The sequence below is a fragment of the Mesocryomonas fontinalis genome (assembly GCF_055730125.2).
Genome location: NZ_JBUZWG020000001.1, coordinates 948718 through 964629 on the forward strand (window position 1 = coordinate 948718; position 15912 = coordinate 964629).

Genomic DNA, 15912 nt, shown 5'->3' on the forward strand with positions numbered 1-15912 from the left:
TTAGACATGACGAAGGCCAAGACCGGCTTCGAATCGACGGCGATCTCACGCCGCGCCTTCTTCGCAGGGACGGCCGCTGCGGGCGCGCTGATGTTGCCGGGTGTCAGCCGCGCCCAGTCGGCGATGGACGATCTTCTGCGCTCGAGCGGACGGGGCAACTGGGACGACCAGTTCGACACCCGCGGCTCCAACACCGTCCGCGTCGCCTCGAACGAGCCGGTCTTCTCGCAGAATACCGTCACGTCGCTCCAGCAGGCGATCGAGCAGTACCGGCAGATCGTCGGCGCCGGCGGCTGGCCGATGGTGCCGGACCAGGAGAAGCTGCAGCTTGGCGTCCAGAGCCCGACCGTGTCGGTGCTCCGCCAGCGCCTGATGGTGTCGGGCGATCTGCCGCAGTCGGCCGGCCTCTCGCAGTCGTTCGATACCTATGTCGATGCGGCCGCCAAGCGTTTCCAGGCGCGCCATGGCCTGCCGAGCGACGGCGTCATCTCGACCTATTCCTACAAGGCGCTGAACGTGCCGGCCGATATTCGCCTTGGCCAGCTGCAGACCAACCTTGTCCGCCTGCAGGCGATGAACGGCTTCCTCGGCGGCCGCTTCGTGATGGTGAACATTCCCGCGGCGGCCATCGAGGCGGTCGAGAACGGCCGTGTCGTCCAGCGCCATACCGCCGTCGTCGGCAAGATCGATCGCCAGACGCCGATCCTCAATTCGAAGATCACCAACCTCAACCTGAACCCCTACTGGCATGCTCCGGTCTCGATCGTCCGCAAGGACATCATCCCGCTGATGCAGAAGAACCCGCAATATCTGACGAAGAACGACATCCACATCTTTGCGCCGGATGGCAGCGAGATCCCGCCGGAGTCGATCAACTGGAATTCGGACGACGCGACGCGCTACCTGTTCCGCCAGAACCCGGGCAAGAACAACGCGATGAGCTCGGTGAAGATCAACTTCCCGAACCCGCATGCCGTCTACATGCACGACACGCCGCAGCAGAGCCTGTTCTCCAAGCTGATGCGCTTCGAATCGTCGGGCTGCGTGCGCGTCCAGAACGTGCGCGACCTCGTTGTCTGGCTGGCCCGCGACGAGGGTGGCTGGGATCGCCAGACCATCGAGAAGATCATCGCGGCGCGGACGCGCCAGGACATCGACCTCAAGAGCCCCGTCCCGGTCTACTTCACCTATATCAGCGCCTGGGCGACCGATCCGTCGGTGGTGCAGTTCCGTGACGATATCTACCACCGCGACGGCTCCGAGTTGCTGGCGATGAACGACCTGTCGACCACGGCCTACAGCAGCGGCGAGCAGGTGCAGACGCAGGCGCCGGCCGAAGATCAGCCTTACTGACACGCCGTCATTTCGGATATTTGAAACGGCCGGGGACCCCAAGTCCCCGGCCGTTTCGCTTTAGGACCGGTGAACGTCGCGTTCGGACGCTTGGCGCGGCTTCCGGACCTATGGTATCGGGCGAGTGGGTTCCCGCGGGTATTCGCCCGCCCAGAAATCGGAGTGACCGGAATGTCCGAGGCTAACACCGCGCCGAGCACCGTCGCCGACGGCTTCTTCTCCAGCGGCATCGCGACCGCCGATCCCGCGCTGTTCGACGCGATGCGGGGCGAACTGAAGCGCCAGCAGCACGAGATCGAGCTGATCGCCTCCGAGAACATCGTCTCGCGCGCGGTCCTGGAAGCGCAGGGCTCCGTCCTCACCAACAAGTATGCCGAGGGCTATCCCGGCCGCCGCTACTACGGCGGCTGCGAGTATGTCGACGTCGTCGAGCAGCTGGCCATCGACCGCGCCAAGGAGCTGTTCGGCTGCGGCTTTGCCAACGTCCAGCCGAACTCCGGCAGCCAGGCCAACCAGGCGGTTCTCCTCGCGCTGTCGAAGCCGGGCGAGACCCTTCTCGGCATGAGCCTCGACGCCGGCGGCCATCTGACGCACGGTGCCAAGCCGAACATGTCGGGCAAGTGGTTCAACGCCGTCCAGTACGGTCTCGATCTCGCGACCGGGCTGATCGACTACGATCAGGTCGAGCGTCTTGCCGAGGAGTCGAAGCCGGCCATCATCATCGCCGGCGGCTCGGCCTATTCGCGCGTCATCGATTTCGCGCGCTTCCGCGCCATCGCCGACAAGGTCGGCGCGATCCTCTGGGTCGACATGGCGCATTTCGCCGGTCTCGTCGCCGGTGGCGTTCATCCGAGCCCGTTCCCGCACGCCCATGTCGCGACCTCGACGACGCACAAGACCTTGCGTGGTCCGCGCGGCGGCCTGGTGCTGACCAATGACGAGGCGATCGCCAAGAAGATCAACTCGGCGATCTTCCCCGGCCTGCAGGGCGGCCCGCTGATGCACGTCATCGCCGGCAAGGCCGTCGCCTTCGGCGAGGCGCTGACACCCGCCTACAAGAGCTACATGAACGCCGTCGCCGAGAACGCCAGGGTCCTCGCCGAAACGCTGGTGGAGGGCGGTCTCGGCATCGTCTCCGGCGGCACCGACACGCACCTGATGCTGGTCGACCTCAGGCCGAAGCTGTTGAACGGCAAGTCGTCCGAAACCGCGCTCGGCCGTGCCGGCATCACCTGCAACAAGAACGCCGTGCCGAACGATCCGGAAAAGCCGGCCGTCACCTCCGGCATTCGTCTCGGCACGCCGGCGGCGACCACGCGCGGCTTCGGCACCGAGGAGTTCCGCGAGGTCGGCAAGCTGATCGTCGAGGTTCTCGACGGCCTGAAGGCGTCGAACTCCGACGAGGGCAATTCCGCAGTGGAGGCCAGCGTGAAGGAGAGGGTGCTGGCGATGACGGCGCGCTTCCCGATCTATGCCGGCCTCGGCTAGCTGAGGCATGCGCTGCCCCTATTGCAGCTCGCAGGATAGCCAGGTGAAGGATTCGCGGCCCGCCGAGGACGGCGGCGCGATCCGTCGCCGGCGGGTCTGCCCGGATTGCGGGGGGCGCTTCACCACCTTCGAGCGGGTGCAACTGCGCGAACTGATGGTGGTGAAGAAGTCCGGCCGGCGCGTCCTGTTCGAGCGCGACAAGCTGGCGCGCTCGGTCCATGTCGCCTTGCGCAAGCGCCCGGTCGATGCCGACCGGGTCGAGCGGATGATCTCGGGCATCGTCCGCCAGCTGGAATCGACGGGCGAGTCCGAAATCACCTCCGATCATGTCGGCCTTCTCGTCATGGAGGCGCTGCGCGGCCTCGACGACGTCGCCTATGTCCGCTTCGCCTCGGTCTACCGCGATTTCCGCGAGGCTCAGGATTTTGCCGCGGTGATCGGTGAACTTGCGCGGGCCGCCGCCGATCCGCTGGTGGATGCCGAGGGCCGCCCGCTGCCGCCGGTGACACATCCAGATCATCCGCCGCAGGCCGACGGTGGCTGACGCCGGCAACGAGATCGACCGCCGCTTCATGGCGGCGGTGATCCGCCTGTCCGAGCGGCATGTCGGCCTGTCCGGCACTAACCCGTCCGTCGGATCGATCATCGTGCGCGACGACGGGCAGGGACCTGTCATCGTCGGCAGCGGGATTACCGCGTTGGGCGGGCGGCCGCATGCCGAGACGATCGCGCTGGCCGAAGCCGGGGATCGCGCCATCGGGGCCACCGCCTATGTGACGCTTGAACCTTGCGCCCATCACGGCCGCACCCCGCCTTGCGCCGAAGCGCTGGTGCGGGCCGGCATCGCCCGCGTGGTCTACGCCGCGGGGGATCCCGATGCGCGGGTGAGCGGCAAGGGCGCGGCGATCCTCTTCGCGGCTGGACTTGCCGTCACCCCGCATCTGATGGCCGGCGAGGCTGAGAACCCTTTGTCGAACTACCTGACGCGTCTTTTCAAGAAGCGCCCGGAAGTGACTCTGAAGATGGCGGTTTCGCGGGATGGCCGGATCGGGCGAACCGGCGGCGGCCAGATTGCCATCACCGGGCCGATCGCCAACGCGCAGACGCATCTCCTGCGCGCCCGCAGCGACGCGATCCTCGTCGGCGTCGGGACCGTGCTCGAGGACGATCCTTCGCTGACCTGCCGCTTGCCGGGGCTCACCGCCCGCTCGCCGCTGCGGATCGTTCTCGATGCGCGCCTGGAAACGCCGATCGACGCGAAGGTGGTGAAGACCGCACGGGCGACGCCGACGGCGCTCGCCGTCGTCGCCGGGCTCGGCTGCTGCGATGCCGCGCCGTTCCGGAGCGCCGGCTGCGAGTTCATCGCCTGCGAGGCCGAGCCGGGGACGGAGCGCATCGCGCTCGAGGAACTGCTCGACGATCTCGCCGCGCGGGGACTTTCTAGCCTCCTCGTCGAAGGTGGTGCCCGTGCCGCCCGCGCCTTCATCGACCAGGATCTGGTCGACCGGATCGTGCTCGTCGAGGGCCGTGGGCTGATCGGCGAGGTCGGATTGCTGGCACCGGTGACGCCGGACTGCCTGCCGCCCGGCTTCAGGCTGCACCGAACGCTGCATCTGGGCGCGGACATCTGGCGCGAATACGGGCGCTAACGCACCGGTCTTTGCTGCCGCTGCCGCCGTTACGGATGGACACGCGGTTTTGGAACGCCGCGCAAGGGGTGCTATGTCGGCGCCCCGTTCCCACATGCGGCAGTGTCCCGTTTTTCCAGAAAGGCCGTCCATGTTCACCGGCATCGTCACCGACATCGGCCGCATCCGCAGCGCCGCAACTCTCGACGAGGGCGTCCGCCTGCGGATCGAGACCGCCTATGATCCCGCCGGCATCGCCATCGGCGCCTCGATCGCCTGTTCCGGTGTCTGCCTCACCGTGACCGCACTGCCGCCCGGGGGAAGCAGCGAGCGCTGGTTCGAGGTCGAGGCCTGGGAAGAGGCGCTTCGGCTGACCACCGCCGGGGGCTGGGGGGAGGCCACGCGGCTGAACCTCGAGCGCGCGCTGAAGGTCGGCGACGAGCTCGGTGGCCACCTCGTTTCCGGCCATGTCGACGGTACCGCCGAAATCGTGTCGGTCGAGGAGGAGGGCGAGGCGACGCGCTTTCGGCTGAAGGTCGACCCGGCGCACAAGCGCTACATCGCCCGCAAGGGCTCGGTGTGCCTTGATGGAACATCGCTGACCGTCAACGGCGTCGAGGACGACATCTTCGATGTCCTGCTCATTCGCCACTCGCTGGCTGTCACAACCTGGGGCGAGCGGAAGGCCGGGGACCGCGTCAATTTCGAGATCGACCAGATCGCCCGCTATGCCGAGCGACTGTTCGCTGCAGACGCCGGAACGGCCTGAGACGTTTTTTCGCCAAGCGGCCCGCAATATCGTGGGCGGCTTCGATATCGTTTTCCCGCGACTTGCTTTATGGACTGGCGCTTCGGCTTCGGGGCAGCCGGCGTCGGCCGGTCGCCCTGAAAATTGCAAAGGTTTTTCATGTCTGCCCATCTCCTCATCATCGAAGCCCGGTTCTACGACCACATCGCCGATGCCCAGCTGCAGGGCGCCAAGGCGGCGCTCGACGCCGCTGGCGCCACCTACGACGTGGTGAACGTGCCCGGCGCTCTGGAAATTCCGGCGGCAATCAGCTTCGCGCTGACCGGGGCGGACGAGGGTGGTACTTCGTATGACGGCTTCGTGGCGCTTGGCTGCGTCATCCGCGGCGAGACCTATCATTTCGAGATCGTCTCCAATGAATCCAGCCGCGCGCTGATGGATCTTTCGGTGCAGGAAGTGCTCGCCATCGGCAACGGCATCCTGACCGTCGAGAACGAGGAGCAGGCGCTGGACCGGGCAATGCCGGACCGCAAGAACAAGGGCGGTGCAGCCGCCGATGCTGCCCTTGCGATGATCGCCCTGCGCCAGAAATTCGGGGCCTGATCGGATGTCGGATACCCCTTCCGAGAAAGCCGTCAAGCCGGCCAACAAGCGCGGTGCCGCGCGTCTTGCCGCCGTGCAGGCGCTCTACCAGATGGATGTCGGCGGCACGCCGCTGCTGGAGACCGTCGCCGAATACGAGACCTTCCGGCTCGGCCAGGAAGTGGACGGCGAGACCTACCGGGAGGCCGACGCCGCCTGGTTTCGCGACGTCGTCTCGGGCGTCGTGCGGGGGCAGACCGAGATCGATCCGCTGATCCACTCCTCGCTGACCGCCGACTGGCCGCTCGCCCGCCTCGACACCACGTTGCGTGCCATCCTGCGCGCCGGCACCTACGAGGTGATGAACCGCAAGGACGTTCCGGTCGCGGTCATCGTCACCGAATATGTCGACGTCGCCAAGGCCTTCTATGCCGAGGACGAGCCGCGTCTCGTCAATGCCGTGCTCGACCGGATCTCGCGCCGGACCCGCGGCGAGGGCCGGGGCACCAGCTGAACCGGCTCACTCTCGGCGGGCGCCGGCTCCGCTCGCCTGCAAATCCTCCCCGCGCCGGATGACGTCACCGGCTCCGCTTGACGTAATGCTGCCCTAAGGTAGGCTCCCCCAGCTTTCCCGTTCCGGGGCCCATCATCCCCTGTCGTGCAAGCCTTCGGCAATAAGCGGCCGGCATCGTATCGGCTGCGTTTGGGGAAACGGCATGTCATCGATACTGACTATCGTTCTAGCCTGCGGATTGCTGTCGCTCGTTTACGCCGCGTGGGCGACGCGATCCGTTCTCGCGGCCGATCAGGGCAATGCCCGCATGCAGGAGATTGCCGGCGCCATCCGGGAGGGCGCGCAGGCCTATCTCGCGCGCCAGTACACCACCATCACCATCGTCGGCGTCGTTGTCCTCGCGCTCACCTGGTTCCTCCTGTCGGGCTATGCCGCCGGCGGGTTCCTCATCGGCTCGGTCCTGTCGGGCCTTGCCGGCTTTATCGGCATGAACGTCTCGGTGCGCGCCAATGTTCGCACCGCCCAGGCCGCCTCGCGGTCGCTCTCGGCTGGACTCGACATCGCCTTCAAGTCGGGCGCGATCACCGGCATGCTGGTTGCCGGCCTCGCGCTTCTCGGCGTCACCGGCTACTTTTTCTTCCTCACCGGCAAGCTCGGCTTCGCGCCGTCCGACCGGACCGTCATCGACTCGCTGGTCTCGCTCGGCTTCGGCGCCTCGCTGATCTCGATCTTTGCCCGCCTCGGCGGCGGCATCTTCACCAAGGGTGCCGATGTCGGCGGCGATCTCGTCGGCAAGGTCGAGGCCGGCATTCCCGAGGATGACCCACGCAATCCCGCGACCATCGCCGACAATGTCGGCGACAATGTCGGCGACTGCGCCGGCATGGCCGCCGACCTGTTCGAGACCTACGCCGTCACCGTCGTCGCCACCATGGTCCTCGGCGCCATCCTGTTCGTCGGCCAGCCGGTGCTGGAAAGCGTCATGCTCTATCCGCTGGCGATCTGCGGCGCGTGCATCCTCACCTCGATCGTCGGCACCTTCTTCGTCCGCCTCGGCCGCAATGGTTCGATCATGGGCGCGCTCTACAAGGGCCTGTGGGTGACGACGCTGCTGTCGATCCTGGGCCTTGCCGTCGCCACCTACGCCACCGTCGGCTTCGGTGACCTCGGCACGACGTCGGCCGGCTCCATGGTCAACGGGCTGCATCTCTTCGCTTGCGGCGTCATCGGCCTGATCGTCACCGGCCTGATCGTCTGGATCACCGAGTACTACACGGGCATCGGTTTCCGGCCGGTCCGCTCGATCAGCCAGGCCTCGGTCTCCGGCCACGGCACCAACGTGATCCAGGGCCTCGCCGTCTCGCTGGAATCGACCGCCTTGCCGACCATCGTCATCGTCGCCGGCATCATCTCCACCTTCCAGCTCGCCGGCCTCTACGGCACCGGCATCGCCGTCACCGCCATGCTCGGCGTCGCCGGCATGATCGTGGCGCTCGACGCCTTTGGCCCAGTCACCGACAATGCCGGGGGCATCGCCGAAATGGCGGGGCTCCCTGCCGACGTCCGCAAGTCCACCGACGCGCTCGACGCCGTCGGCAACACCACGAAGGCGGTCACCAAGGGCTATGCCATCGGCTCCGCCGGTCTCGGCGCGCTCGTGCTCTTCGCGGCCTACAACTACGACCTGCAGTACTTCGTGGCGGAAGCCGCGGCGGGGAGGGGCTACAGCTACTTCGAGGGCGTGCAGCCGGACTTTTCGCTGACCAACCCGTTCGTGGTGGTCGGTCTGCTGCTCGGCGGCCTGATCCCCTACCTCTTCGGCGGCATCGCGATGACCGCCGTCGGCCGCGCCGCGAGCGCGGTGGTGGAAGAGGTCCGCCGGCAGTTCCGCGAGAAGCCGGGCATCATGGCCGGCACCGAGCGGCCGGACTATGCCCGCGCCGTCGACATGCTGACCAAGGCGGCGATCCGCGAGATGATCCTGCCCTCGCTGCTGCCGGTATTGGCACCGATCGTCGTCTACTTCGGCGTCCTGCTGATCGCCGGCAAGAGCCAGGCCTTCTCGTCGCTCGGCGCCATGCTGCTGGGCGTCATCGTCACCGGCATCTTCGTCGCGATCTCGATGACCTCCGGCGGCGGCGCCTGGGACAACGCCAAGAAGAGCTTCGAAGATGGCTTCGTCGACGTGGCCGGCACCCGCCACATGAAGGGCTCGGAGGCCCACAAGGCCTCCGTCACAGGCGATACCGTCGGCGACCCCTACAAGGACACCGCCGGCCCCGCGGTCAATCCGGCGATCAAGATCACCAACATCGTCGCTCTGCTGCTCTTGGCGGTGCTGTCGCACCTATAACCGCCAGCTCCGACATTGGGCCGCAAACTCTAAGAGTTTGCGGCCTTTTTATTGCGCAGAAAAAATGCCTATTTAGTAAAAAGGGCCAGGTTAATTCGTTACCGTCGTATAGCGCCCTAACAAAAGTATTTAGCTGGCGGAATAAGAAGTCTAATGTATTTTCGGGTAATTCTTTACATCGACATGACGAAACGTAATGTGCCTCTTATTATCAGGGAGGCAGTACGTTGGCAGTTGCAGCAAATTTTGGTTTCGTGGAGAATTTTAGCACCGGCGGTGGTGGTCTTAAAGCCGGCGGTGACTATGGAGATTTTACCATTGTCAGCGGTGGCCTGTCGGGAGCCGATGGAAATTACGCGCTAGAAATCGAGGACGGACCAAAACCGTCTGGCCCCTACACCCAGTTCGGCGCTTACAGCAAAGAATTTGTCGATGGTTCGGCCACCAGCGTCAGCATTTACTTCGATCCCAGCATGCCCGAGTCAAATGGGTTTCAATACTCTGTGGCCGTCAATAACAACACGGATGGCCTCTATCTCTCTGAGTATGGCTTCCGTTCCTCTTCGGACGGCAAGGGAACAATCTACCTCAGTGCCGGAAAGGGCCTGACTTTCGATCCCGTGGCTGTCGGTGATCTGCCGACACCGACGGTCCAGATTTCAACAGCCGGCTGGTATACGCTGGAACATGTCTTCCACGCCGTCGGCGGTAACCTGTCTGTCGATATGAACCTGATCGACGCGACGGGCGCGTCGCAGACGATCACGACCATTACGGGACCGGCAATCGCTCAAACTGGCGGTAACCGCTATGGCTGGTTCACCAGCATCGACGTGCCCGGCAGTGGTGGCGCCTCGACGACTGGCAACGGTTTGGCTGTCGACAATTATACCTTGGGTGATTTCGTCGGCCGTGTCGTCGAAGCTCCGGGGGCGACGCCCGCGACATATGAAGACAGCGGCGCCATTCCGTTCAACGACATCGACAATGAGGTACACACTGTCTCCGTCAGTCCGGCGGGTAGAGGCTATCTCGGGACATTCGCCGCAAAGGTCGCGAACGACGTCGGCGCGAACGACCAGAACGGCGCCGTCAGTTGGACTTTCGACGCGAGCGGAGCGGCCGTGGATGCGGTCGCGCAGGGGCAGTCCCTTGTTCAAACCTACGCGGTGACACTGAGGGGCGCCGATAACATCAGCTCGACGCAGAATGTTACGGTGACGATTGTCGGCGCCAACGATGCGCCGGTCATCACGTCAAGTGGCGGCGGGTCATCGGGATCCGTCTCTCTGTCGGAGAACAGCAGTCTGGTCACGACGGTCACTTCGACCGACGTCGACAACGGCGCGACTCGAACCTACTCGATTGCCGGTGGCGTCGATGCGGCGAAGTTCACGATCAGTGCCTCGACCGGTGTCTTGCAGTTCCTCTCCGCTCCAGATTTCGAAAACCCCACCGATAACGGCGCCGATAACATCTACGACGTCAACGTCGGGGTCTCCGATGGTATAGCGACGACCACCACCCAGGCCTTGGCGATCACGGTTCGCGACGTCTTCGAGGCCCCGCCTTCGGGCCCCGGGAACGACGTCATCGTCATCCCGCCCGGAACCGGCAACGGAACATATGTCGGCGGTGGGGGGTCGGATACGATCTCGGCCCAACCCATCGCGGGGGATACACTCTCCCTCTTCGGCGGAAGTTCCGTGAACGATCCGAACGACGGCGGGGATCAGATCATCGTCAGCGGCGGGGGGGCCAGCCAGGTCTACGGCAACGGAGGTAACGACAGCATCGACTACCGCGCGGCGGGCGCGGGTACCGTCTATGGCGGTCTCGGCGCCGACAGTATCGTCGTCGCCAACAATGCCAACAATCTCGTCTATGGTGGCACCGCCGATGGCGACACCATCTCCGTCTCCGGCACGGGCACCAATACAGTCTACGGCGGGTCTATCGACAACGATCCCAACGATGGCGGCGACTTCATCACGGTGGGCGGCAGCGGTTCCAGCTTCGTCTATGCCAACGGTGGCAATGACAACGTTCTCATCACCTCCAGCGGTGCCACGACAGTTTTCGGCGGCCTGGGCGCCGATACGATCGAAGTCCGCAACAGCGCGTCGAGCCAGATCTTCGGCGGCACCGGCGACGGCGATATCATTCGCGTCACCGGCGACGGCAATAACGTCATCTACGGCGGATCGCTCTTCAACGATCCGACGGACGGAGCCGAGCAGATCACGGTGACCGGCAATGGCAACAACGTCATCTACGGCAATGGTGGCGATGATCGCATCCTGGTGACCGGGACCGGGGCCAACACCATCTACGGTGGTGTCGGAAATGATACGATCACCGGCGGCAGCGGCAATGATCGTCTCGAAGGCAGCGTCGGTGCCAACGTCTACACCGGCGGCGGCGGCGCTGATCGGTTCGTCCACGGGGCCGGCGCCACGGATACGATCACCGACTTCAGCCTCAGCGGCGGCGATCGCCTGGAACTCGGAGGACAGGTCTACAGCCTCACCACGGGTTCTGGCGGTGCGGCGACGCTGGTCTTCGCCGATGGCGGTTCCATCGTTCTCCAGGGTGTGACGGAGGCTCAGTTTTCGGCGGCATACGTCGCTTAAACGAAAAAAGCGGGACGGCCCGGAGCCGTCCCGCTTTCCCATAAGATCAGTCGCCGCGCATGAGACTGGCTTTCGCCTCGGGGATACCTCGAGGCGGAGGCCTTTTGTCGTTGTCGTCCGTACCGGATTTCTGCTCGGTCGCCTGAGAGCGCCGCCGGTCGGGCTGACTCATCAGCCGACCAGCATTGCCAGCTCTTTTCCGAAGCCTTGCCGCAGAACCTTGCCGGGCGCGGCCGCCTCCGGGCTACTGGCCGGCGGCGCGGTTCGGGTCGATGGCGCCCTGGTTCGGGTTGCCGCCGGGGAGGCCGACGCTCGGCGGGGCGCCGGGCTCGAGGATCTGGCCGAGGAAGCTGACATCCTTGCCGCCGGTCGGGGTCGTGCGGGTGATGAAGTCGAACAGGGCGCCGTTCTGCAAGCCGTAATTGGCAAGGCGCGATACGGTCCCGTCGGCGCCGAAGTAGACCGCAAGCACGCGCTGGTCGACGAGCTTGGGGTTCATGAACGCCATCGAACGGACGCGCTTCTGAGAGATATAGTAGAATACCTCGTTGTCGAAGGTCGCGGTCGTCGAGGGAGAACCCAGCGCCAGGAGCACCTGCTCGCGGCTCGAGCCAACCGGAACCAGCTGGATCGTCTGCTCGTCGACGATATAGCCTTGGTTCATCACCTCGCTGGTCGAGCAGCCACCCAGAAGGATGAGCGTCCCGAGCGCGACGGAAGCGATGGCGGGACGAAAGAATGGGTGGCTAGATTTCACGCGTGACATCTCCCCTGGAGCGGTTTCCAGCGTTACATACGGACCCGTTGAGGCGATATCGCGACCGGACAACGGACGTTCAGGACCGGTAGGCTTGAGTAAAGCACCTTGGGAGGCGTTGCAATCGGCCCCCGTCCATGCGACCGGCCCTTCGCAAGGGAGTGGGAGGCGAGATGCTCGAACGTTTCAGGAATCGGCGGCGCAACCGGGAGATCATCGACGATCTATACGCAGCGATCGTCACCGAAGCGCGCCGCGAGGTGCTGTATACCGAGCTCGGCCTTCCCGACACCGTCATGGGCCGATTCGAGGCGCTGTCGATCCAGGTCTTCCTGTTCCTGTCGCGCTGCCGCGACGAGGCTTCGTTGAAGCCCGTGGCGCAGGATCTGGTCGATCGCTTCATGACCGACATCGAGGACTCGATCCGCGAGATCGGCATCGGCGACCCTTCGGTACCCAAGCGCATGCGCAAGCTCGCCGGCATGTTCTACGAGCGCGTCAACGCCTATGATCCCGGCCTCACCGTCGGCGATGGCGCGTCGCTTGCCGCCGCGCTCCGCCGCTTCGCATTGCCGGCGGATGCCGCGCCGGAGGCAGCGCCAGCCTTGGCGGCCTATCTGATGGCGCGCAAGGCGACGTGGGACGGCGTGCCGACGGCGGATATCCTGACCGGCCAACTGGGAGAAAGAGCCGCGTGACCGACAGCAGCGACAAGCCGAAGGACGTGCTGTCCTTCTTCGTGACCGTCTCGACGCTGCCGAAGGCCGGCATGCCCGTGCGGTTCGAGGCCACTCAAAAGGAGTGCGCCATCGTCGCGGCACTTCTGGAGATCCCGGCGATCGAAAGGCTGACCGCGGATCTCTCGGTGAAGGGCTGGCGGGGCGGCGGCGCCAAGGTCACGGGAACGCTGGCGGCCGACGTGGTGCAGACCGACGTGGTGACGCTCGATCCCCTCCATCAAAAAGTCCAAGAGGAGGTGGATCTGGTGTTCGTTCCCGAGAACTCGCGCCTCGCCCGGCTGCCGCAGCCGGAGGATGGCGAACTTCACCTCGATCCGGAAGGCGACGACATTCCCGAGACCTTCTCCGGCGACCAGATCGACCTCGGTCTGGTGCTGACCGAAATCCTGGCCCTCGGCCTAGACCCGTATCCGCGCGGGCAAGGCGCATCCTTCGACGAGTTCGATACCGATCCGGAGCCCGATGTCGGGCGCGTCTCGCCCTTCGCCGCGCTGGCGCGACTGAAGCCTGATCGCACATGACGCTCGCCCGCTGTTGAACCGTCACCTGAATTGACTATGGTCGCGCCGCCTGAGGCTATCGACGAACGAAAGCGAATTGCGTTGGATCTGAAATCCGGAGTCACGATCTCCCTCGACGTCATGGGCGGGGATCACGGCCCATCCGTCATCCTTCCTGGTGCACTGATCGCGCTGCAGCGCCATCCCGGCATCCGCTTCGTGCTGTTCGGCCAGGAAGAAAAGGTCCTGCCGATCCTCGACGGCCTGCCGTTGCTGAAGGCTGCGTCGGTGTTCCACCACTGCGAGATGTCGATCGGCATGGAGGAGAAGCCCTCGCAGGCGCTGCGCCAGGGCCGCTACAAGTCGTCGATGTGGCGGGCGATCGAGGCGCTGAAGACCGGCGAGGCCGATGTCGCGGTGTCCGCCGGCAACACCGGCGCGCTGATGGCGATGGCAAAATTCTGCCTTCGCACCATGGCCAATATCGAGCGCCCCGCCATTGCCGCGATCTGGCCGACGATCCGCGGCGAGAGCGTCGTCCTCGACGTCGGCGCGACGATCGGTGCCGACGCCCAGCAGCTGATCGACTTCTCGATGATGGGCGCGGCCATGGCGCGCGCGCTGCTCGGCATCGAGCGGCCGACGGTCGGCCTGCTCAATATCGGGGTCGAGGAGGTCAAGGGCCAGGACGACGTGCGCGAGGCCGGGCGGCTCCTGAAAGAAACCGAGATTCCCGGGCTCGACTATCGCGGTTTCGTCGAGGGCAATGATCTCGGCCAGGGCACGACCGACGTCGTCGTCACCGAGGGCTTCACCGGCAACATCGCGCTGAAGACCGCCGAGGGCACGGCACGCCAGATCGCCGGCTATCTCCGGGCGGCGATGACCCGCACCTGGATGGCGCGCGCCGGCTACTTCCTCGCCAAGGGCGCCTTCGACCGGCTGCGCGACAAGATGGACCCTCGCAAGGTGAACGGCGGCGTCTTCCTCGGCCTCAACGGCATCGTCATCAAGAGCCACGGTGGCACCGACGCCGAGGGCACCGCGGCGGCGATCGACCTCGCCTACGCCATGGCCGTGAACGGCCTTAGAGAGAAGATCGAGCAGGATCTTCGTACTTTCTATCTGCGCGTCTCCGAAGAGGTCGCGACGGACTTGCCGGAGAGCAATTGATGAGTGTCATCCGATCGATCGTCCGCGGCACCGGCTCGGTGCTGCCGGCGCGGATCATGTCGAACCGCGATTTCGCAGGGATCGTAGAGACCTCGGACGAGTGGATCGTCCAGCGGACCGGCATTCGCAACCGCCACATCGCCGACGCCACCGAGACCACCGTGTCGCTGGCCGAAGGCGCCGCCCGCAAGGCGCTGGATGCCGCCGGTCTGACGCCGGACGACATCGACCTGATCGTGCTCGCCACCGCCACGCCGAACAACACGTTCCCGGCGTCCAGCGTGCAGGTGCAGAAGCGCCTGGGCATGCGGCACGGCTTCGCCTTCGACGTGCAGGCGGTCTGCTCGGGCTTCGTCTACGCGCTGACCACCGCCGACCTCTACATCCGCGGCGGCATGGCCAAGCGCGCGCTGGTGATCGGCGCCGAGACGTTCTCGCGCATCCTCGACTGGGAAGACCGCTCGACCTGCGTGCTCTTCGGCGACGGCGCGGGTGCGCTGGTGCTGGAGGCCTCGACCGGCGACGGCAGCCCGGCGGACCGGGGCGTCCTCGTCTCGCGCCTGCGCTCTGACGGCGAGCATGAGGAGAAGCTCTTCGTCGACGGCGGCCCGTCGACCACCGGCACCGTCGGCAAGCTGCGCATGGAAGGCCGCGAGGTCTTCAAGCATGCGGTAGGCATGATCACCGACGTGATCGAGGACTCGTTCGGCGCGCTCGGCATCACCGCCGACGATCTCGACTGGTTCGTGCCGCACCAGGCGAACCGGCGCATCATCGACGCTTCCGCCAAGAAGCTCGGTATTCCGCTGGAAAAGGTCGTGGTGACGGTGCAGGATCACGGCAACACATCGGCCGCCTCGATCCCGCTCGCCATCGACCAGGCGGTCCGGGACGGCCGGATCCAGCCGGGGCAGCTCGTTCTCCTCGAAGCCATGGGAGGCGGCTTTACCTGGGGCGCGGTGCTCGTTCGCTGGTAGTCGTTTCCGCCTTGATTTCGCTGCAGATTTCAGTATTTTACACCGACGCGTGATCGATCGTTGCCGTTGGGGAACGGCGGGGCGATCCTGCTTTCTAAGGGGATAGCAATGGGTGACAGAACGGTGACCAGAGCCGATCTCGCCGAGGCGGTCTTCCGCAAGATCGGCCTGTCGCGAACGGAATCGGCCTATCTCGTCGAAACCGTTCTCGAGGAGATCTGCTCCACCATCGCCCGTGGCGAATCGGTCAAGATCTCGTCTTTCGGCTCCTTCCTGGTGCGCGACAAGAACGAGCGTGTCGGCCGCAACCCGAAGACCGGCGAGGAAGTGCCGATTTCACCCCGCCGCGTCGCCGTCTTCAAGCCGTCCAATGTGATGAAGGACCGGATCCTCGAATCGCACGGGCGCCGGAGCGGCGTCGCCGTTCCCGCCGATGAGATGCTCAAGGCAGCCGAGTAAGGGCGCT

General features: G+C 65.4%; 15 protein-coding genes. 14 read left to right on the forward strand and 1 reads right to left on the reverse strand.

Annotated features, from left to right (window positions below):
* The first annotated feature begins 6 nt into the window (after nucleotides 1-6).
* The 9 genes from ACZL02_RS04345 to ACZL02_RS04385 all read left to right on the forward strand — a co-directional run bounded on the left by ACZL02_RS04345 (nucleotide 7) and on the right by ACZL02_RS04385 (nucleotide 11299).
* On the forward strand, nucleotides 7-1353 hold the full coding sequence (locus tag ACZL02_RS04345; protein WP_472938935.1) for a L,D-transpeptidase family protein: 1347 nt from the start codon (nucleotides 7-9) through the stop codon (nucleotides 1351-1353).
* Nucleotides 1354-1524: 171 nt separating this feature from the next.
* Entirely contained in the window at nucleotides 1525-2841 is a 1317-nt protein-coding gene (gene glyA, locus ACZL02_RS04350) for a serine hydroxymethyltransferase (protein ID WP_472938936.1), read from the forward strand.
* Nucleotides 2842-2848: 7 nt separating this feature from the next.
* Nucleotides 2849-3385, forward strand: coding sequence for a transcriptional regulator NrdR (nrdR, locus tag ACZL02_RS04355; protein ID WP_472938937.1), 537 nt, complete (start codon nucleotides 2849-2851; stop codon nucleotides 3383-3385).
* Nucleotides 3378-4490 (forward strand): bifunctional diaminohydroxyphosphoribosylaminopyrimidine deaminase/5-amino-6-(5-phosphoribosylamino)uracil reductase RibD, encoded by a 1113-nt coding sequence (gene ribD / locus ACZL02_RS04360; protein WP_472938938.1) that lies wholly within the window; start codon nucleotides 3378-3380, stop codon nucleotides 4488-4490. Before nrdR ends, ribD begins: the two co-directional genes overlap by 8 nt.
* Nucleotides 4491-4620: 130 nt before the next feature.
* The gene (locus tag ACZL02_RS04365) at nucleotides 4621-5238 is read left to right on the forward strand and encodes a riboflavin synthase (RefSeq protein WP_472938939.1); all 618 of its coding nucleotides are present in this window, start codon (nucleotides 4621-4623) and stop codon (nucleotides 5236-5238) included.
* 138 nt (nucleotides 5239-5376) lie between these two features.
* Nucleotides 5377-5820, forward strand: a complete 444-nt coding sequence (locus ACZL02_RS04370) for a 6,7-dimethyl-8-ribityllumazine synthase (RefSeq protein WP_472938940.1) — start codon at nucleotides 5377-5379, stop codon at nucleotides 5818-5820.
* 4 nt (nucleotides 5821-5824) lie between these two features.
* Nucleotides 5825-6313, forward strand: coding sequence for a transcription antitermination factor NusB (nusB, locus tag ACZL02_RS04375; RefSeq protein WP_472938941.1), 489 nt, complete (start codon nucleotides 5825-5827; stop codon nucleotides 6311-6313).
* Nucleotides 6314-6515: 202 nt separating this feature from the next.
* Nucleotides 6516-8666, forward strand: coding sequence for a sodium-translocating pyrophosphatase (locus ACZL02_RS04380; RefSeq protein WP_472938942.1), 2151 nt, complete (start codon nucleotides 6516-6518; stop codon nucleotides 8664-8666).
* Between the two features lie 227 nt (nucleotides 8667-8893).
* Complete coding sequence (locus ACZL02_RS04385; RefSeq protein ID WP_472938943.1) at nucleotides 8894-11299, forward strand: beta strand repeat-containing protein; 2406 nt, start codon at nucleotides 8894-8896, stop codon at nucleotides 11297-11299.
* A gap of 244 nt (nucleotides 11300-11543) precedes the next feature.
* Here the strand turns inward: ACZL02_RS04385 and ACZL02_RS04390 are convergent, their stop codons facing one another.
* A complete protein-coding gene (locus tag ACZL02_RS04390; protein ID WP_472938944.1) occupies nucleotides 11544-12065 on the reverse strand; it encodes an outer membrane protein assembly factor BamE in 522 nt (173 codons plus the stop codon).
* 164 nt (nucleotides 12066-12229) lie between these two features.
* Here ACZL02_RS04390 and ACZL02_RS04395 point away from each other — a divergent pair, with 164 nt between their 5' ends.
* From ACZL02_RS04395 to ACZL02_RS04415, 5 genes are all read left to right on the forward strand, one after another.
* Nucleotides 12230-12754, forward strand: a complete 525-nt coding sequence (locus ACZL02_RS04395; RefSeq protein ID WP_472938945.1) for a ubiquinol-cytochrome C chaperone family protein — start codon at nucleotides 12230-12232, stop codon at nucleotides 12752-12754.
* Nucleotides 12751-13317, forward strand: a complete 567-nt coding sequence (locus ACZL02_RS04400) for a YceD family protein (protein WP_472938946.1) — start codon at nucleotides 12751-12753, stop codon at nucleotides 13315-13317. Before ACZL02_RS04395 ends, ACZL02_RS04400 begins: the two co-directional genes overlap by 4 nt.
* 81 nt (nucleotides 13318-13398) lie before the next feature.
* Entirely contained in the window at nucleotides 13399-14469 is a 1071-nt protein-coding gene (gene plsX, locus ACZL02_RS04405) for a phosphate acyltransferase PlsX (protein WP_472938947.1), read from the forward strand.
* Entirely contained in the window at nucleotides 14469-15446 is a 978-nt protein-coding gene (locus ACZL02_RS04410) for a beta-ketoacyl-ACP synthase III (RefSeq protein WP_472931639.1), read from the forward strand. The genes plsX and ACZL02_RS04410 overlap by 1 nt, the downstream gene beginning before the upstream one ends.
* A gap of 108 nt (nucleotides 15447-15554) precedes the next feature.
* Entirely contained in the window at nucleotides 15555-15905 is a 351-nt protein-coding gene (locus tag ACZL02_RS04415) for an integration host factor subunit alpha (RefSeq protein WP_472931641.1), read from the forward strand.
* The last annotated feature ends 7 nt before the right edge of the window (nucleotides 15906-15912 follow it).